The sequence below is a fragment of the Verrucomicrobiota bacterium genome, from assembly GCA_027622555.1.
Classification (GTDB): domain Bacteria; phylum Verrucomicrobiota; class Verrucomicrobiia; order Opitutales; family UBA2995; genus UBA2995.
Genome location: JAQBYJ010000032.1, coordinates 1 through 16966, shown reverse-complemented (window position 1 = coordinate 16966; position 16966 = coordinate 1). Strand labels below are relative to the sequence as shown.

The following is a 16966-nucleotide window of genomic DNA, read 5'->3' as shown; positions in this document are numbered from 1 at the left end:
ATTGAAAGTTTACCATTGAATTTGGGTATCGTTATAAAGAACGACCCGATAAATCATCAATTGAACTGGTCTTTATACATTCCAAAAGGCGGCGGCGGTTGAGATGAACCCCAAGGACGCACTTTTCGTCGGAAACGACATGCTCATCGATACTTGGGCAGCCAGGAATGCCGGGCTGATAAGGGTCTCTCTGGATGCGTGAAACAAACGATCGCAGCAAAGACTTATAAACCAGACATTGTTCTGACTCCATTATCTCAGATCAGCGAGTGGCCTAAAAAGCCTAGATCTCCTCCATTCCTGGAAATTATATCCGCCAATTTTCGTTCGCAAAAAAATCGGGTTTTTTTATTCAAACTTCTTGGCAAATTACGTCTACCGGTGTAATCTGTGAGGTCTTCTCCTTTGACCGGGGTATTAGGAAAATATTCAGTGAATTACCAACCCATGAAACACTATGAGTTACTCAGCCGAACACATTAGGAACTTCGCTCTGGTGGGGCATCAGGGCGCGGGGAAAACCATCTTGTCAGAGGCGATGCTCGCGAGCGCGGGCATCATCAACAGAATGGGAACCATAGAAGCCGGCAGCACAATCAGCGACTATCATCCGAGTGAAATCGAGCGACAAATGTCTGTGCATGCATCGCTGCTTCATTGTACTTGGCAAGGCAAAAAGTTTAACATCATAGATACGCCCGGTTACTTTGATTTTATCAGCGAAGGATTAGGCGCCTTACGGGTGGGGGATTTTGCTCTTATTGTGGTGGACGCCTTGCATGGACCGCAGTTGGGGACAGACCAGGTATGGGAATACGCTACGAGCTATGACATACCAAAAATGTTTGTGATTAACGGTTGCGACAAAGAGAACGTAAACTTCGATCAAGTCCTTGTGAATATTCAGAATCGCTACGGGGATAATGTATTTCCAATGACGATCCCAATCGATCCAGGGAAAAGCTTCCACCGCCTGCTTGATGTCCTTCGAAACGAAGAACTTGACTACAAAGAGGACGGTTCCGGAACCTACACGGAAACTCCGGCCGAAGGAGAATGGAATATTCGCGTCCAGGAGCTGCACGCCAAACTCATAGAATATGTAGCCGAGGCCGATGATACGCTGCTTGAGCATTTTTTTGAAGCGGGAAACCTCAGCGAACAAGAACTCAGATCCGGGATTCACAAAGCCATTCAAAGAAGCCTATTTATACCAGCTTTTGCCACTTCCGCACAGAAAGACATTGGTGTCTCCCGACTCATGGAAACCATCGCGAAGTACGGAAGCTCACCGCTGGATCGAAAACGAGTTTCCGTTGAGGATAACGGGAATCCTGACGCAACGATCCATCTCGATGATATAGATCCCGCCTGTTATATTTGGAAAACCATTAGCGAACCCCACGTCGGGGAGCTCTCGTTTTGCCGCATGTATTCGGGAAACATTAAGCCGGGAATAGAGCTATTTAACCCTAACAGAAACCGCTTAGAAAAAATCGGCCAGATCTTTTCCCTCCAGGGTCACAACAGGACGCCAGTGACTGAAATTCGGGCCGGAGACATTGGAGTAATGGCAAAACTCCGTGACACACACACCGGCAATACACTTACAAGCCTCAATCGAAAAGTAAAACTTCCCAAGGTTGTTTACCCGAAGCCCAATATTCGCGCCACCCTGGTGGTACGGAATCCTGGAGATGAGGAAAAGTTGTCCGTAGGATTGTCCACCCTTCATGAAGAAGACCCCACTTTTATTTTTGAGCACAATCAAGAAACCAAGGAGCTTGTCTTGAGCGGGCAAGGCGACCTCCACCTTGACATCATTCGAGGACGGTTAAGGAATCGGTTTAATGTAGAAATAACTCTGGCCCAACCAAGAATCGCATTCAGGGAAACCATCCGCAAACCGGCGGAATCAAAATTTCGCCATAAAAAACAATCGGGAGGAGCCGGGCAATTTGCCGAGGTCTGGATGCGAATAGAACCAGGCGAGCGGAACAGTGGAATCGACTTCAAAGATTCCCTCGTAGGGCAAAACGTGGATCGCGTATTTGTTCCCTCCGTGGAAAAAGGAGTCAGAACAGCTGCTTCTGAAGGCATACTTGCGGGTCACCATGTCACTGACATAGCGATCGATTTCTACGACGGCAAAATGCACTCGGTCGATTCAAAGGATATCGCCTTTCAGATTGCAGGAAGAGGTGCTTTCAGAGAAGCATTCAATGCCGCCAATCCATGCCTGCTTGAACCAATCATTAAACTGGAGATCCGGGTCCCTGACACTTACCTAGGCGACGTAATGGGCGACATCTCAAGCATTCGCGGTCGTATACAAGGAGTGGATATGGATGAAAAATACAAGGTGATCCATGCGCTTGTTCCCGAAATGGAACTCTATCGTTATGCTACAAAATTGCGCTCTATCACAGGCGGCAGTGGCATTCACACTGAGATATTTGATCACTACGAGTACGCCCCACCCGAAGTTGAGGCAAAGATTTTAGCCTCCGCCAACTCAAAATGAGCTGAGATCGTCCGAACGATTTGTCATTTGGAATATTCTCGGGAGTGGTTACTGTTTGCTCCCAGGCGAAACTCCATTTTATATCCAGAAACCAATGAATAAAATAGTGAAAGCCTTTCTCTTTCGAAAGAGTATTTTCATTTTCGCTTCAGGCGTGTTTTTCACAGGTTGTCAAACCTTGGACCAACCACCGGACCGGGTTGACACCGGCGAGACCGAAGCGAAACCACTGGCCTTCGCATGGCCTTTTCTTGAGCCAGAAAAGATGGTTTCTCGAGGTGGTAGCTCCAAAGGCAGCACTGTTACCTTGGCCAAGGAAGCCGATAAAAGATGGGACCTCCTGCAGGAAAAAGGTTTAACCACATTTGAACGCGATCGTTTTGCCATCCTGGCCATGGAAGGTAATTACCGGACGAGTTTTCAGTTCGTCGAGACAGCCGGATTTACAAAGGATTACTCACCGCCTAAACCCTATTTTTCCTGGGGAACGGAGCACGTGTCCGTAATTGAAGACACCCATACATATATAAGCCTACAACACACGTTGGTAATGTATTTCGAAAATGAGACCGGCGATATCATGGGACCGATGGTCATGAAACACTGGCGGCAGGATTGGACCTATCAAGACACCGACCTCCACGTTTATAGTGGCGACAACACCTGGGAACGGAAACGACTCGATGAAGCAGCAGTGAAAGGAACGTGGTCACAAGCAGTATTCCAGGTTGACGATTCGCCCCGTTACGAAGTGGTCGGTCGTTGGAAGCACGGCCAAATGTATTCCGCCTGGGCGAGTGAAACTTCACTGAGGCCGCTTCCAAGAAGGGAGTATTCGGTACGAAGCGATTACAACATCCTGGAAGGAGAACACAGGATCACGATTGTGCCCAATGGATGGATACACGAGCAGCATAATCGAAAATCCATGAAATCGGATAACACCTACTTCTACGTGGCACAAGAGGTCGGGCTCGACCGATACGAGCGAATCACGGATCCGGATTTAAGCGCTGCGCAAGAATCTTGGAACAAGACCAAGCATTATTGGAAGGCGGTCCGTGATTCCTGGAAGGTCGTCTTTGCAAGCCATGACACATTTCAAATCAAAGCCGATTATCAAGACCAGAAACTCTACGAAATTCATTTCTCACACGCTTCAGAAATAGAATCCCAAGACAGTTACGATGCAGAAAAATGGGAGCAACTTGTACAAGACACCATTACTCAATTTGTTCAAACTGACGTTGAAGAAGCAACCACCTCAAAATACTAAGAGGCCGAACTGAAAGGCTGAGGTTTTATCTGCGCAGCACTTCTATCACAATCGGAATAGCGGGAGGTTCGTCTACTTTCGGATTTCGAACCATATCACGATGGTGAGCATCGACCAAAAAGACTTCGTTCATCTCCTCGCACCGCAGGGAATCAATAGAGACCACTCCATCGCCAGAACCTTTGAATAGCTCTGGGAATGTGGCCTGAATGTTTTCAATCGATTCATTCAGGGGAATGTTAAGGGAATCGGCCCAGCCTTGGACTTTGGGAAGCCCGACCGGACTACCGGTCCCTGCGACACCAACCCAATAAATGTCTTTAGGGAAGGGCCTCTCATTTAGTTGCTTTAGAAAACTACTCTCGGGCTTTAGATCAATCTGCGCTTCTCCAGCACCATCCCAAATCATTCCAAGTATGGCATCCATACCATAATCTTTAAACAAATGATCGCGTAGCTCAACAGGCAATCGATAAGTCGCCAACCAGGAACCATGATTGGGAGTGCCCAATTGAATCAAGGTTTTGACGGGTACTTTTTCCTTCCATGCAGCTTGAGGCAGCATATTAGGATGGGTAATGAAATTGCGCAGCACCAATCCTCCCATGGAATGACCAATAAGGTGTAATCCATCGATTGAGGGCTCCGATTCGATCAAACCCGCAAGTTGCTCGGCTAAAAACAGGGATGACTGATGGACCGGTTGATCATTCGGATAGCGGAACTCGAGCACATTAAATCCATTCTCTGCCAACGCAGGACCAAGATCAGCCCAAAGATTGCCAGGTTCATCGAGGCCATGCGCCAGTACTACCCAACTAGAATGGGTAATGGGCTGCTCTTCTCGCTCCATTTCGAAAAACCCGAATTTTTCATCCGAGCGGGCTGCCGACTCCGGAAACGTTTTACGAAACCATTGCCGGACCTGAGATCGCAAACGCAGAGAAGTTTCTGAGTTTGTGACAAGTTGATCCGTCGTAGCACCATCTTGCTTTTCCTTTAATACGGCTACAAGGAACCAAAACACAAACGCCAGAGAACCAACCACAAGAATGGGTTTGATCCGCCGCTTGATCATTCTGGCCTTCTCTGAAGGCGGCATATTTCGAAAATCATTTTTCATGGGAGGACGCTTAAATGGAAACCCGAAAAAGGAGCCTGAAGCCATAATAAAATGGACGCAGCTTTCCCCTTACGCTTACTCTCTGAACCGACTTGAATAACTCTATCCAACTGCTACCAGACCAAAAAAAACCGGATGGCAGATCATTGGCTCAAACCACCGCGGCACACAGTCTCATTTTCTGGATCGCGCACTCATGATTTCCGCAGGAGGTCTCCCCATGCGATACAACTGAGCCATAGCAAGCATGGCAGCTTGGCTATGTTTATAAAACATCATATATCCCTGGCACAGGTAGTTTAACCCAGGATCACCAGCAGGAGTTTTCATAAAGCGCTGTTTCGGACAACCACCGTTGCAGGCGAATTTAAACTCACACTCCTGACACATCTTCGGGAGTGAATCGCGCTTATCGTTTCCAAATTTTTTCTGCTGCGGGGATTCCACTATTTCACCCAGGGACTGCTCCATGATATTGCCGACCTTATGTTTGCCGTATACATAATGGTCGCAGGAGTAGACATCTCCAGTATGCTCGATCGCCATGGCCGAGCCACAGGTTTCACTAAATATGCATAGCCCACCTGGAACACCCAACCATTTGCCTAACACGGTATCGAACATCTGGACGTAGATTTTTCCAACATCTGCCTGGATCCATTCGTCAAAGATATCGCAAAGAAACTGACCATAGTATTGAGGTCGTACACTCCAAGCAGTAACTGGAAGATCATCTTCTTCCTCCATAGTATCGGACGGTGGCTCTGCCAGCCAGAAACCAATCTGCTCTTCCTCCTTGCCTGGTTTGCGCTCTACAATCGGAATGAACTGCATAAAGTCAGAACCAATCGACTTAAGGAATTTATACACTTCCTTTCCCGACTTCATATTCTTTCGGTTTACACAAGTCAGTGTATTAAAACGCACGCTGTGCTTTTGCAAAAACTTGATGCCTCTCATGACCAGGTCAAAGGTGGGCTTGCGACGCTTATCAATGCGATAGGCATCATGGAGCGCACGTGGTCCGTCGATACTTAATCCGATCAGAAAATCATTCTGCTTAAAAAACTCGCACCATTCGTCGTCAATTAACGTTCCATTTGTCTGAAACGCATTTTCTATCTTTTTGCCGTTGGCATATTTCTTCTGAAATTCAACAGCCTTTCGGAAATAGTCGACACCCAGTAAAGTGGGTTCCCCACCCTGCCAGGCAAATGAGACAAAGTCATTGGGTTGGGATTCAATGTAATCACGTATATAGGTTTCCAATACGTCGGGCTGCATTCTTCTTGAATCGCCTTTCTTAAACAGCGCTTCCTTTTCCAGATAGAAACAGTAGGTACAGTCAAGATTACACAATGGCCCAATGGGCTTGGTCATGACATGAAACGGTGCTTTGGACTGAACGGAGGCGCATCCCATAAAATAGAAATACAATCGCCATCCCGCTAATTTGGAAACACAAAAAAGCCAGTTCAAGTGAACTGGCTTTAAATAAATTGCTTGGCAATCGATTAATTGCGACGTTCAAGGAGACGACGCTCCTTCACTTTAGTCGCTTCTTTACCTATACGGTCACGAATATAATACAAACGGGCACGACGTGTGATACTCTCACGGTCTACCTCGATCTTATCAATCGTTGGTGCATTCACGGGAAAAACTTTTTCAACACCTTCGCCAAAAGAAATACGACGAACCGTGAAGGTTTCGTGTACACCACTTCCCTTGCGGGCAATAACGATTCCGGCAAAAACCTGAATACGCTCTTTTCCAGCTTCCTGGATCTTTAGGTGCACGCGCACTCCATCGCCAACCTTGAAATCAACCAGGTCGGTGCGAATAGCGTCTTTAGTAAGTTCGTTAATTATTAGGTTCATGATTCGGATCTTTAGAAATTATATCTGGCCTTTTGGACTTGGTATTTTCTTTTCGCTGGGCAAGTCGCCAAGCGTCAATTTCCGCGTGGTTTCCAGAGAGAAGTACCTCTGGAATTTGCATTCCGCGGAACTCCGCAGGGCGCGTAAATTGGGGAAAGGTGAGGAGACTGGCTGTGAAGGAATCTTGCGTCAATGATTTTTCTTCACCCAAAAAACCCGGTATATATCGGGCTAAAGCGTCGATCACAACACAGGCAGCAATGGTCCCATTTGTGAGTATGTAGTCACCGATACTGACCTCACGATCGATCAGGCAATCACGTACGCGTTGATCAATTCCTTCATAGTGGCCACTTAGCAAAACGATGTGTTTTTCGGTGCTCAGCTCTTTTGCCAAGGCTTGGGTGAGCTTTTCACCATCGGGTGCCATGTAAATCACCGTGGATTTTTCTCGCTTCACACTTTCGATGGCGGCAAACAAGGGCTCGGGTTTCATGACCATACCGGCACCTCCACCGAAGGGCCGGTCATCGGTTATTTTATGCTTTCCTTTGGCCCAGTCACGAATGTCTCGGACGTTTACCGAAAGGAGTCCGTGTTTGATGGCCCGACCAAGCATGCTTTCCTCGAGATAGCCAGTGGCCATTCCAGGAAACAGCGTCAATAGATCAATGGCGAGCGCGGTTTCCATATGATGCCGTGGATTCGGCGAGTTGATTTAATCAGGACAGCCTAAGCGTCCTTCTTTTCTTCCTCTGCAGCAGGAGTTTCTTCCTCAGCAGCAGCAGCCTCGGTAGCCTTTTCAGGAGCCTCTTCAACAACCGCTTCTTCAGCAGACGCTTCGGCCTCAAAGGGAGTAGCCACTTCTTCAGCAGCGGGAACTTCTTCAACTATCGGTGTTTCTTCCACAACCGCCTCTTCAACTACGGGAGCTTCTTCGACGGCAACCGGTGCTGCTTCTTCAACAACAGCGACAGGTGCTGCCGCTTTAACAACCGGAGCAGGTGCTGCAACTTCTTCGACAGCAGGCTCGCGACGAGCTTTGTTGATGAGAGAGCGAACGGTATCCGTTGGTTTTGCACCAACACCCATCCAGTAATCGGCACGATCCAGGTTGATTTTCAACCGACCGCGGGCCGCTTTAGGAGAATAGGTACCAATCCACTCTACAAAATTGCCATCACGCTTTACGCGAGCTTCCCCTACCACAATACGGTAGACTGGGTTGTGGGCTGAACCGCCACGGGCTAGTTTTATGCGAAGTGCCATGTGTTTTCAGAAATAGGTTTTAGGAAAAGGAGAAAGAAAACAATGCGAGCGCGAATGCTTGTCAATACAACTTTGCTATTGTCTTTGGCTAGGTGCCCTTTCTAGCTGTTCCGCTTCATTTTCGACACATTTTCACCATTTAACACCGAAAAACATGCTTCAAGCAGGAATCGTTGGCCTACCCAATGTGGGAAAATCCACACTCTTTAACGCGGTTACTCGAACGCGGAAGGCTGAATCGGCCAACTACCCCTTCTGTACTATTGAGCCCAACGTAGGAGTAGTCCAAGTACCCGATGCCCGCTTGGAGGTGCTCTCCAAAATTGCCAACACCAATGTCATTATACCCGCGGCGATTGAATTTAAAGATATCGCCGGTTTGGTAAAAGGAGCCAGCGAAGGCGAGGGTTTGGGAAATCAATTTCTCGCCAATATCCGGGAATGTGACGCCATCATTCAGGTCGTCCGCTGTTTTGATGACGACGACATCATTCATACCATGGGAGGCGTGGATCCGATCCGGGATATTGAGATTATCAATGCCGAACTCATTTTGGCGGACATGGCATCCGCTGAAAAGAAACACCACAAATCCTTAAAGATGGCCCGGGGAGGGGATAAAGAAGCCAAAGCCGAAGTCGATCTGATCGAGAGACTTCTTCCCCACTTAAATGATGGAAAACCTGCGCTAACGTTGCCAATGACAGATGAGGAAAAAGTGCTTTTGAAACAACTTTTCCTCTTGTCTTCCAAACCAACCCTTTTCGCAGCAAACGTGGCTGAGAATGACTTGCTGGATCCGGAAGCGAATCCTTACGTTACCCAGGTTAAGAAATACGCAGCCGATCACCATGGGGCAGAGTGTGTGAGTATCAGTGCACGTCTGGAGTCCGAACTGATTGATTTAAGTGAGGAGGAAGGCAAAGAATTTCTAGCCGATTTTGGCGTGACCGATTCGGGTGTCTCCAGCCTGATTCGGGCAGCGTACGATTTATTGGGACTGATGACTTACTTTACCGCAGGAGTACAGGAAGTTCGGGCCTGGACCATTACCCAGAATACCAAAGCCCCTCAGGCTGCCGCTGCGATCCACACCGATTTCGAAAAAGGCTTCATCAAAGCTGAGGTGGTTTCCTACGAGGATCTTGTTGCAGCGGGAAGTACTGCAGCCGCACGGGAAGCCGGACGCTACCGCCTGGAAGGGAAAGAATACGTATTCAAAGATGGAGATGTGACTCTCTTCAGGTTCAACACCTGAATCTTGGAGGACTCTACTTTATATCCTCTACCCGCCTTGCCGGCGTGCCAGTGTTCCAACGAGCCTTCCAACCGGGCTTCTCGATCTTTGCTCTGAAAATGACGGTGTTGTGAAGATCGAGATCATTTGTCCAAATAAACTTGGCACCTTCAAAGTCGTATTCGCGAAAGGGTTGTGGCGGGCGCACAATCGCTTCTTCAAATTCAGTCGCGGACGCCCAATCACTGTCATCGAATTCAACCTCAAACCAGTCTTCCGGAATCGGGATATGTTTCACGACTTCTTTTTCACCCTCCATCGGACCAAAGAAAAAGCATTTCGCCTTCCAGCTAGAGTTACTGACCACGTCATCGCCCAATTTTAAAATAAATCCTCCGTCCCCAATTTGAACATGCTCGTACTCTTTACCGGTAATGGCGTCGGCATTGTCTCGAGCCATGACAGCAACCGTCATCGGAAATTCAGGAAGCACATCGACTGAAATGATGTTGTGAGGCATGAATTCAATAGAATCTGTAGCGACCAGTTTACCATTGATATACAACATAAACCAATTGTCAGCGTAGACATTGAGCTTAACCAGGTCGCTGGTGTTCGGCTTTACAATATGCTTGGGAAGTCCACCACCCCTTTGGGCAGATAGAGAATTGAGGAAAGAAAAACAAAGAAGAAGGCAAAGAATTCGAATCATCATATTAGTTTTCATATAAACTGGTTATAGTGAGGGAAGGCCAAGCAACTCTCTTGCATGTGTTTGAGCAACTTTTGAACGTCGACTACCCAACATTCGAGCCAACTCATCCAACCGAGCGGCTTCGTTTTCGTGTATTGGTTCGATAGATACTTTCGTATCATCGTCGGTTTGAATTTTATCAACCAGAAAATGCTGTTTCCCCTTGGCCGCCACTTGGGGCAGGTGGGTCACACAAAATACCTGGTGCTCATCTGATAGAGCAGCCAAACGATCTCCCACTACAGTCCCAATCTCGCCTCCTACATTCGCATCTACTTCGTCGAACACCAACACAGGAGTATCATCGAGCTTGGCCAAAATGGTTTTCAGCCCCAACATCACCCGGGCAATTTCACCACTGGAAGCAATTTTGTTAAGCGGTAAAGGCTCCTGCCCAGGGTTAGCTGAAAATACATATTCGCAGCGGGAGTTGCCATGTTCGCGAAAAGCATTTTCGGCATAAACTATTACGTCAAAGCGTGCTTTCTTAAACCCAAGGGAATCAAGTAAAGATGCCGTTTCTTTAGCGAGATTAGTGGCAGCCTTCTCACGCTTCGCACGTAGATTAGTTCCGGCTTCGAGCAGCTCTGCTTCCTTGCGTTTAATCAAATTGTCTAGTTTCCCGAGCGTGCCTTCAATGTCCGCTTGCATTTCAATGCGCAAAGAAAGGCGCTCACGGTTTTCTATAACCTGCTTAACCGACGGACCGAATTTTCGTTTTACATCCAACCACTTTTCCATCCGCCTTTGAAAGGCGGCGATTTCAACTTCGTCAAAGTCCGTCTTACGACGTATTTGAAAAAACTCACTATTGATATCGTCCAACTCAACCACTGCCTGGTTCAAGCGAACGGTCAGTTCAGCAGTGCGTTTGTCGATTTCCGAAATTTGCCGGGAAGTTAACACCAATCTGCCTAGTTTGGAAATAACTCCATCATCTCCGCTCAGACCTTCTTCGACCTGTAAAAGATGTTGCGCCAGATCAGCCGTTTGACTGGCAACATTATAGTCACTTTCCAAAGCCTCAATAGCCGCCTCTGAAATAATGTCGACCGCATCGATCTGCTCCATCTGGCTTTGGTAATAGGCCAATTCATCTTCAGAAAGCTGCGATTGATTCTGGATTTCCTCCTTTTGCCGAAGCAGGGATTTCCATTCTGAAAAAAGTTCCTGGTAAACGGCTACTTCCATAACCGACCCCGCATAACTATCGAGTAACTCAAGCTGGTTTTGCCAATCAAAGAGTTTCTGCGGCTCACCCGGACCATGAAAATCGATCCAGAACGTACCTAACTTCGACAATAGTGAAAGCGTGCAAAGTTTCCCGTTGATAAATACCTTTCCCATCTTCGTTCGACTAATCGAGCGTCGCAGAAGCAACACATTTTCTTCGCATGGAGGAAGGCCATTGTCTTCGAGAAAGGTGTTTATCTTATCAGAGCTTGGAAAAACAAGAGCAGCTTCAACCTCACAAGCCGATTCACCCTGACGGATAACGGTCTTATCTACACGATTTCCAGCTAACATGCTCAGTGCTCCAAGCAGGATCGATTTTCCGGCACCCGTCTCACCCGTCACCACAGTAAATCCAGCCTCCAAATCCAGAGAAGTCTCAGTCATTAAAGCCAAGTTTTGAATATGAAGGTATTGAATCATTTTAGGTGAGCGCCAGCTTTAGGAAAACGCCCGAAGAATCCAAGTATTTATTACACATAGAACAAGTATCCTGCTTTTGACTTTTAAGCTCCTTTTCTGCCATGTCTTCATATCCATTTTCTGAGAGGGATTAGCTCGGTTGGTTAGAGCCCTAGCATGACACGCAAGGGGTCGGCAGTTTGACGGAACACAACGGATATGGGCACTTCGCAAAACTGAGTCCGAAGGACCCAGCACTGGCGAACCAATCTGCCAGCAGGACTTTTTAACTTACTGATTCAATGAAAGAATGACCTCCATTTTAACTTGCCAACACCGCATTCTTCTTTTCCTTCATACCCCTTACTGAATCCGGGGGATTAGCTCAGTTGGTTAGAGCACTTGCATGACACGCAAGGGGTCGGCAGTTCGAATCTGCCATCTCCCACCATCCTTCGCTTGGAGCGGAGCGCTATGCGGAGGATGTCACGCCGTAGCCCATTCATGGCGAAGGCGGACTTTCCCGCTATCAACTCACCTCTCCAAGACTACGGCTTGGCAAGCCATTTTGCGGACTCTTGATTTTATCAAAAACTGGACACAATCGAGCTCAAAATTAATGCTTTGGCTCGAAATGCCATTAGATCCTCAATTTTACTACGTCTACATACTGGTCAGTGAGTCTGACAAAGACCGACACTATTCCGGATTCACAACTGACCTCAACGCGAGACTGAAAAAGCACAATAACGGTGAGGTTTCTCATACTTCAAAGTTCCGTCCCTGGTTAATCGAAACGGCTGTTAGATTTCGAAGTAAAAACAAAGCGCATGCATTTGAATCTTATCTTAAATCAGGATCTGGCCGTGAATTTGCACGAAGGCATTTTTAATCACAGGATAAAACAGGTCTCAATAGTGCCAAATACCCTGGCAACCAACTATCATTCTAAGGTCTTTCTGCGTACACTCCGGAAGATGAGAACTGAAGAAAGCAGTGTGACGTAGCAAAGCAAAGGTGGGCATCCTTCACTGTCTTTCAATTAACCATTGCAGACGAAGCGATGCATCCTGTAGGCAATAGGATCATTGAATACCCGAATACTCTGATTACTGAATAGAACTCTATGAAGAACTACTTTTTCCTGTTTCTTGGCGTCCTGCTCTCTTGGACCAGTGCCTCTGCACAATCTGCGTTCCCTGGCGAACGGGGCGAAAAGCTGGACTACGCAACGCGTGAAGACATCTGGGACCGCGAGGCCAATGGATTTTTGGATGAATTCGTCAGAGTGGAACGAGACGAAGTCATATGCTTCGCCCTTTATACTCAACAGGACGGAGTCCTGAAAATGACAGCCCAGTTGTTCCCTCTGAAACCGGGCGAAGATCGCGAGGTTTCGCTTGAATTCAAAGAGAATGGAAAGTGGAAGATGTCCAAAACAACCAAGGTCAACTACCCCGGGTGGTATGCTCACTTTCGCGTGGAAAATTGGGACGGTTCGAAAGATATGGAATATCGTGTTTCCCACAGCCAAGGATCCGTATTCGAAGGACTTATCCGCAAGGACCCCATCAATAAACAAGAAATCGTCGTGGGTTCACTTTCCTGTAATTCCCGTCACGACCGGGGTGATCGTGCTTCTATCGTAGCGAACTTGCGTGCACAAGATCCTGACCTGCTTTTCTTTGCTGGAGACCAAAGCTATGACCACCAGGAAAACACGTTTGCCTGGCTGTTATTTGGCTGGCAGTTCCGCGATGTCATCAGGGACCGCCCAACGATCACTATTCTCGACGATCACGATATTGGTCAGGGTAACGTGTGGGGTGAAGGAGGTATCGTTGCAGACAGCCCAGCTGGAAATTCCGGAGGCTATTACTATCCGCACCAATATATTAAAATGGTGGAGGCGCAAGAAACCTGGCACCTGCCCGACGCATTTGATCCAACCCCTATTGCGCAAGGCATTGGCGTCTATTATACCGACGTTAAGGTTGGAGGCGTTAGCTTTGCGGTGCTTGAAGACCGTAAATTCAAAAGTGGCCCCAAAGGAAAGATCCCATCGATGGGACCACGTCCGGACCATATTAATGACAATAGCTACAATCCTGCCGATGTAGATGTACCGGGCTTGAAACTATTGGGTGACCGGCAACTACACTTTCTAAATGAATGGTCCCAAAACTGGGAGGGAGCAGAAATGAAAGCGGTTCTGTCGCAAACTGCGTTTACCGGTGCGGTACATTTGCACGGAAGCGCTGACGAAGGGCGCCTTCTGGCAGACTTGGACAGCAACGCCTGGCCTCAAACCGGTCGCAACAAAGCCCTGGAAGCCATCCGACGCGCCTGGGCACCCCATCTTTGTGGCGACCAACACCTGGCGGTAGTGGTACAGCATGGAATTGAGAACTTCCGCGATGGACCATTCGGATTCACCAATCCAGCGATTGTCAACACCATCTATGGACGTTGGTGGTGGCCGGAAAACGGTGAAGCCGGTTCCGGTGATCCCATTGACAATGAACTGGAATGGACCGGAGATTATTTGGATGGTCTGCAAAACAAAATGACGATGCATGCCTATGCAAACCCGGACTTCGTTTCCATGGGCGAAGCAAGAGAACTTTCAGAACAAGGGGGAGAGACCAACCTGGAAGATGGTTATGGCATTGCACGGTTCCACAAGCCGACGCGTACGATCACTTTTGAATGCTGGCCGCGATTCGGCGATGTTAAGAAATCAAAAGCCTCCCAATATCCGGGTTGGCCAATCACCATCCGCACAGAGGACAACGACGGTCGCAAAGTTTACGGTTACTTACCCGAACTCGTCTTTGAGGAAAACGATCCAGTAGTCCAAGTCGTGAACGACAAAACTAAAGAAATCCTTTATACTGTGCGCATCCAGGGAAACACCTTCCTGCCGAAAGTCTATTCGGATGGAAGATACACAGTAAAAGCCGGGAAAGATCGCCCGGATGCATTTAAGAAATCCGGGCTCAAACCTACAGCGACCAAAATCAAAGTGAAATTGTAGAGGCAAAGCCAGATTTGGCCGAACAAGGCATCTTAGTACGTATACGACGGCATTGCTGGAAGCAATGGCCCTACCCAAATCGCTGGACCAGAGAGTCGAGCGTGAGTTCTTCCAGCTTTTCGGTAATTAAATCAGAATGGGAAAAATCCATGGAACGTGTAATATCGTTTGGAACGGCCACGCACCAAATGCCGGCGCGTTTGGCTGCAAGGGATCCGTTGTGCGAATCCTCCAAGGCCACAGTTTCACTACCGGTTAGGTTGAATTGTCGAAGTGCCTCGAGATAAAGATCAGGGGCAGGCTTGGCCTTCGGTGCATCCCCACGGCAAATAAATCCATCGAAATGCTCGATCACCTCGCATCGCTCCAGATGCCCTCTTATCCAATAGTGCGGTGAACTCGACACCACCGCACAGATCCAACCCCGGGTCCTGGCATCGTGGACCAGTTCCATAACTCCTGGCTTTATTGCCATATCAAGACCAAACTTCGTTTCCACCTCACGACGTTCCGGCTCAATCTTTTCCCAGTCTAAACTGCAACCCACTCTTTCCTCGAGCAACGCTCTCGGATTCTCATCGGTCCCTATTATTCGTTGAAACTCCTCTAACCGGTACTCAAACCCATGGGACTGAAACACAGCCTGCCAACCGGCAAAGCAAGCATACTCTGTGTCCAGCATCAGACCATCAAAATCGAAAAATATTGCGCGCAGCTTGGACATCCCGGAAAAATGTGGAGACTCGGCTCCTCAGTTCTTTTTTATCAGATCCGAAGGCTGCACCGCGAAGTCCGAAGGATTGACCCAGCCGGCTTCGATTGGCTCCCCAGCCATGTAGCGCTCATAGAGATTCTGCTGAGCTGGGGTAGAAAACGGATAGTCTTCATATTGTCGACCTTTTCCGAACATACGGAGGTCGCCCTGGCGGGTAAGAAGTGAATACATCTTTGCAGCCATGTCGCGCTTGATGGTTTGGTCTCCACTCTCAGCCAGATTCACAATACAATCCGGATCCTGCTTCAGATTATAGAATTCTTCAGACACCCGTTTTCCAAAATTGGTCATCCACCAGTGTATGGTCTCCGGATTCTTACCGTGGTTTAGAATCAAAGTCTTGGTGGCACCCCCATCCGTATTCAGGTAGCCCGTTTCCGGATTTCCAGACGGCCAACGATCAATCTCGAAGTTGCGTAAAAACAGGAAATCACCCTTGATGATACCGCGAATAGGATATCCCTGATTATGCGGTCGACCGGCATCGTGGCGTTCTTTTCCAACCAACAGAAACTCCCGGAAACTTTCAGGGGTAGAGACCTCATCCTTAAATATAGGAAACAGGCTTTTCCCCGTTATTGGCTGCATACTTATTTCTTCGGTAGTAACACCGGCCGCCTCCAGTATGGTCGGCGCATAATCAATAAAGCTGACCAGGCTGTTCACCTGCCGACCCGGATTCTTTATTCCCGCAGGCCAGGAAATGGCCAAAGGCAGGTGATGGGAAATTTCGTAGTTGTTCCCCTTTGACCTCGGGAATGGCATACCATTGTCCGAGGTCACGATTACAATTGTGTTCTCCAACAGGCCACGGTGATCCAACGAATGAAGCATTCTGCTCAGATGCCGGTCGAAATGTTCGACCTCAAACGCGTAGTCGAGCATATCGTTGCGAACGATCTCATCATCCGGCCAGTAGCCGGGAACGCGGGCCACATCGCCCAATGACTTTCCGCCTTTAGCTACACCAGAACCATATTCATACCGCCGATGCGGCTCATGGCCTCCATACCAAAAGCTAAACGGTTTATTTTCATCCCGCTGATTGAGAAACGATTCAAAATTGCCTGCGTAGTCTTTATTACTGATACCCTTTGCTGGAGCAGGTTCCGTTTTCCCAATATACAAAGGCCCGGTAAGTTCCCGTGGTTTGCCATGCAGAGTTCCAGGATCACCCGGCCCCCACCCTTTACCGGTAAACCCGGTGATATAACCGGCATCACCCAGAGCTTCCATCCAGGTTTTAAATTTATCAGGGAAAAAGACGACGTGATTTACTGCTGCCTCGAGTTGCCACGAAAGTCGGCCGGTCAGAATAATCGACCGGGATGGCGCACACTTGGCATTCGGCGTGTACGCACGGTTAAACAGCAGCCCCATCTCCGCCACCCGGTCGAATCCCGGAGTATTGACCCAGTCACTGCCATAGGCACTGGCATGCGGAAACGACTGGTCG

The 16966-nt window shown here is 48.2% G+C and carries 14 protein-coding genes and 1 tRNA gene; 6 read left to right on the top strand and 9 right to left on the bottom strand.

All coding sequences use genetic code 11. The features are described from left to right. The first annotated feature begins 457 nt into the window (after positions 1–457). Positions 458–2524 (top strand): elongation factor G, encoded by a 2067-nt coding sequence (locus tag O3C43_10495; protein ID MDA1066921.1) that lies wholly within the window; start codon positions 458–460, stop codon positions 2522–2524. A gap of 94 nt (positions 2525–2618) precedes the next feature. After that, entirely contained in the window at positions 2619–3800 is a 1182-nt protein-coding gene (locus tag O3C43_10490) for a hypothetical protein (protein ID MDA1066920.1), read from the top strand. Between the two features lie 25 nt (positions 3801–3825). Here the strand turns inward: O3C43_10490 and O3C43_10485 are convergent, their stop codons facing one another. The 5 genes from O3C43_10485 to rpsP form a co-directional block, all read right to left on the bottom strand. Continuing rightward, positions 3826–4923, bottom strand: coding sequence for an alpha/beta hydrolase (locus O3C43_10485; protein ID MDA1066919.1), 1098 nt, complete (start codon positions 4921–4923; stop codon positions 3826–3828). Between the two features lie 174 nt (positions 4924–5097). Further along, the gene (locus O3C43_10480; GenBank protein MDA1066918.1) at positions 5098–6402 is read right to left on the bottom strand and encodes an anaerobic sulfatase maturase; all 1305 of its coding nucleotides are present in this window, start codon (positions 6400–6402) and stop codon (positions 5098–5100) included. Between the two features lie 35 nt (positions 6403–6437). Further along, the gene (rplS, locus tag O3C43_10475) at positions 6438–6803 is read right to left on the bottom strand and encodes a 50S ribosomal protein L19 (GenBank protein MDA1066917.1); all 366 of its coding nucleotides are present in this window, start codon (positions 6801–6803) and stop codon (positions 6438–6440) included. Further along, positions 6787–7494, bottom strand: a complete 708-nt coding sequence (gene trmD / locus O3C43_10470; protein MDA1066916.1) for a tRNA (guanosine(37)-N1)-methyltransferase TrmD — start codon at positions 7492–7494, stop codon at positions 6787–6789. The genes rplS and trmD overlap by 17 nt, the downstream gene beginning before the upstream one ends. Before the next feature lie 41 nt (positions 7495–7535). Continuing rightward, positions 7536–8072: a 30S ribosomal protein S16 gene (gene rpsP, locus O3C43_10465; protein ID MDA1066915.1), complete on the bottom strand. Its 537-nt coding sequence runs from the start codon at positions 8070–8072 to the stop codon at positions 7536–7538. Between the two features lie 154 nt (positions 8073–8226). Between rpsP and ychF the strand changes: the two genes are divergently transcribed. Next, a complete protein-coding gene (gene ychF, locus O3C43_10460) occupies positions 8227–9330 on the top strand; it encodes a redox-regulated ATPase YchF (GenBank protein ID MDA1066914.1) in 1104 nt (367 codons plus the stop codon). Positions 9331–9343: 13 nt separating this feature from the next. On the opposite strand, the gene O3C43_10455 is transcribed toward ychF, so the two are convergent. Both O3C43_10455 and O3C43_10450 read right to left on the bottom strand, forming a co-directional pair. After that, positions 9344–10036 (bottom strand): hypothetical protein, encoded by a 693-nt coding sequence (locus tag O3C43_10455; protein ID MDA1066913.1) that lies wholly within the window; start codon positions 10034–10036, stop codon positions 9344–9346. A 9-nt stretch (positions 10037–10045) separates the two neighbouring features. Beyond that, entirely contained in the window at positions 10046–11719 is a 1674-nt protein-coding gene (locus tag O3C43_10450; protein MDA1066912.1) for a DNA repair protein RecN, read from the bottom strand. Positions 11720–12072: 353 nt separating this feature from the next. Here O3C43_10450 and O3C43_10445 point away from each other — a divergent pair. The 3 genes from O3C43_10445 (at position 12073) to O3C43_10435 (ending at position 14735) form a co-directional block, all read left to right on the top strand. Continuing rightward, positions 12073–12149: transfer RNA gene (locus O3C43_10445), tRNA-Val, on the top strand. 183 nt (positions 12150–12332) lie between these two features. After that, positions 12333–12590 (top strand): GIY-YIG nuclease family protein, encoded by a 258-nt coding sequence (locus O3C43_10440; protein ID MDA1066911.1) that lies wholly within the window; start codon positions 12333–12335, stop codon positions 12588–12590. A gap of 234 nt (positions 12591–12824) precedes the next feature. Continuing rightward, the gene (locus tag O3C43_10435) at positions 12825–14735 is read left to right on the top strand and encodes a hypothetical protein (protein ID MDA1066910.1); all 1911 of its coding nucleotides are present in this window, start codon (positions 12825–12827) and stop codon (positions 14733–14735) included. A gap of 70 nt (positions 14736–14805) precedes the next feature. Here O3C43_10435 and O3C43_10430 read toward each other — a convergent pair whose 3' ends face one another. Together O3C43_10430 and O3C43_10425 are read right to left on the bottom strand one after the other, a co-directional pair. Then, entirely contained in the window at positions 14806–15459 is a 654-nt protein-coding gene (locus tag O3C43_10430) for an HAD-IA family hydrolase (GenBank protein ID MDA1066909.1), read from the bottom strand. Between the two features lie 27 nt (positions 15460–15486). Then, positions 15487–16966 (bottom strand): sulfatase (locus O3C43_10425; GenBank protein MDA1066908.1); only part of this gene is annotated, 1480 nt, incomplete at its 5' end.

What these genes read in the sequence shown, in the direction of transcription:
- rplS (MDA1066917.1), bottom strand. Translation starts at nt 6,803, where the DNA reads ATGAACCTAATAATTAACGAACTTACTAAAGACGCTATTCGCACCGAC.
- rpsP (MDA1066915.1), bottom strand. Translation starts at nt 8,072, where the DNA reads ATGGCACTTCGCATAAAACTAGCCCGTGGCGGTTCAGCCCACAACCCA.
- O3C43_10455 (MDA1066913.1), bottom strand. Translation starts at nt 10,036, where the DNA reads ATGAAAACTAATATGATGATTCGAATTCTTTGCCTTCTTCTTTGTTTT.
- O3C43_10435 (MDA1066910.1), top strand. Translation starts at nt 12,825, where the DNA reads ATGAAGAACTACTTTTTCCTGTTTCTTGGCGTCCTGCTCTCTTGGACC.
- O3C43_10490 (MDA1066920.1), top strand. Translation starts at nt 2,619, where the DNA reads ATGAATAAAATAGTGAAAGCCTTTCTCTTTCGAAAGAGTATTTTCATT.
- O3C43_10430 (MDA1066909.1), bottom strand. Translation starts at nt 15,459, where the DNA reads ATGTCCAAGCTGCGCGCAATATTTTTCGATTTTGATGGTCTGATGCTG.
- ychF (MDA1066914.1), top strand. Translation starts at nt 8,227, where the DNA reads ATGCTTCAAGCAGGAATCGTTGGCCTACCCAATGTGGGAAAATCCACA.
- O3C43_10495 (MDA1066921.1), top strand. Translation starts at nt 458, where the DNA reads ATGAGTTACTCAGCCGAACACATTAGGAACTTCGCTCTGGTGGGGCAT.
- O3C43_10450 (MDA1066912.1), bottom strand. Translation starts at nt 11,719, where the DNA reads ATGATTCAATACCTTCATATTCAAAACTTGGCTTTAATGACTGAGACT.
- O3C43_10440 (MDA1066911.1), top strand. Translation starts at nt 12,333, where the DNA reads ATGCCATTAGATCCTCAATTTTACTACGTCTACATACTGGTCAGTGAG.
- O3C43_10485 (MDA1066919.1), bottom strand. Translation starts at nt 4,923, where the DNA reads ATGAAAAATGATTTTCGAAATATGCCGCCTTCAGAGAAGGCCAGAATG.
- trmD (MDA1066916.1), bottom strand. Translation starts at nt 7,494, where the DNA reads ATGGAAACCGCGCTCGCCATTGATCTATTGACGCTGTTTCCTGGAATG.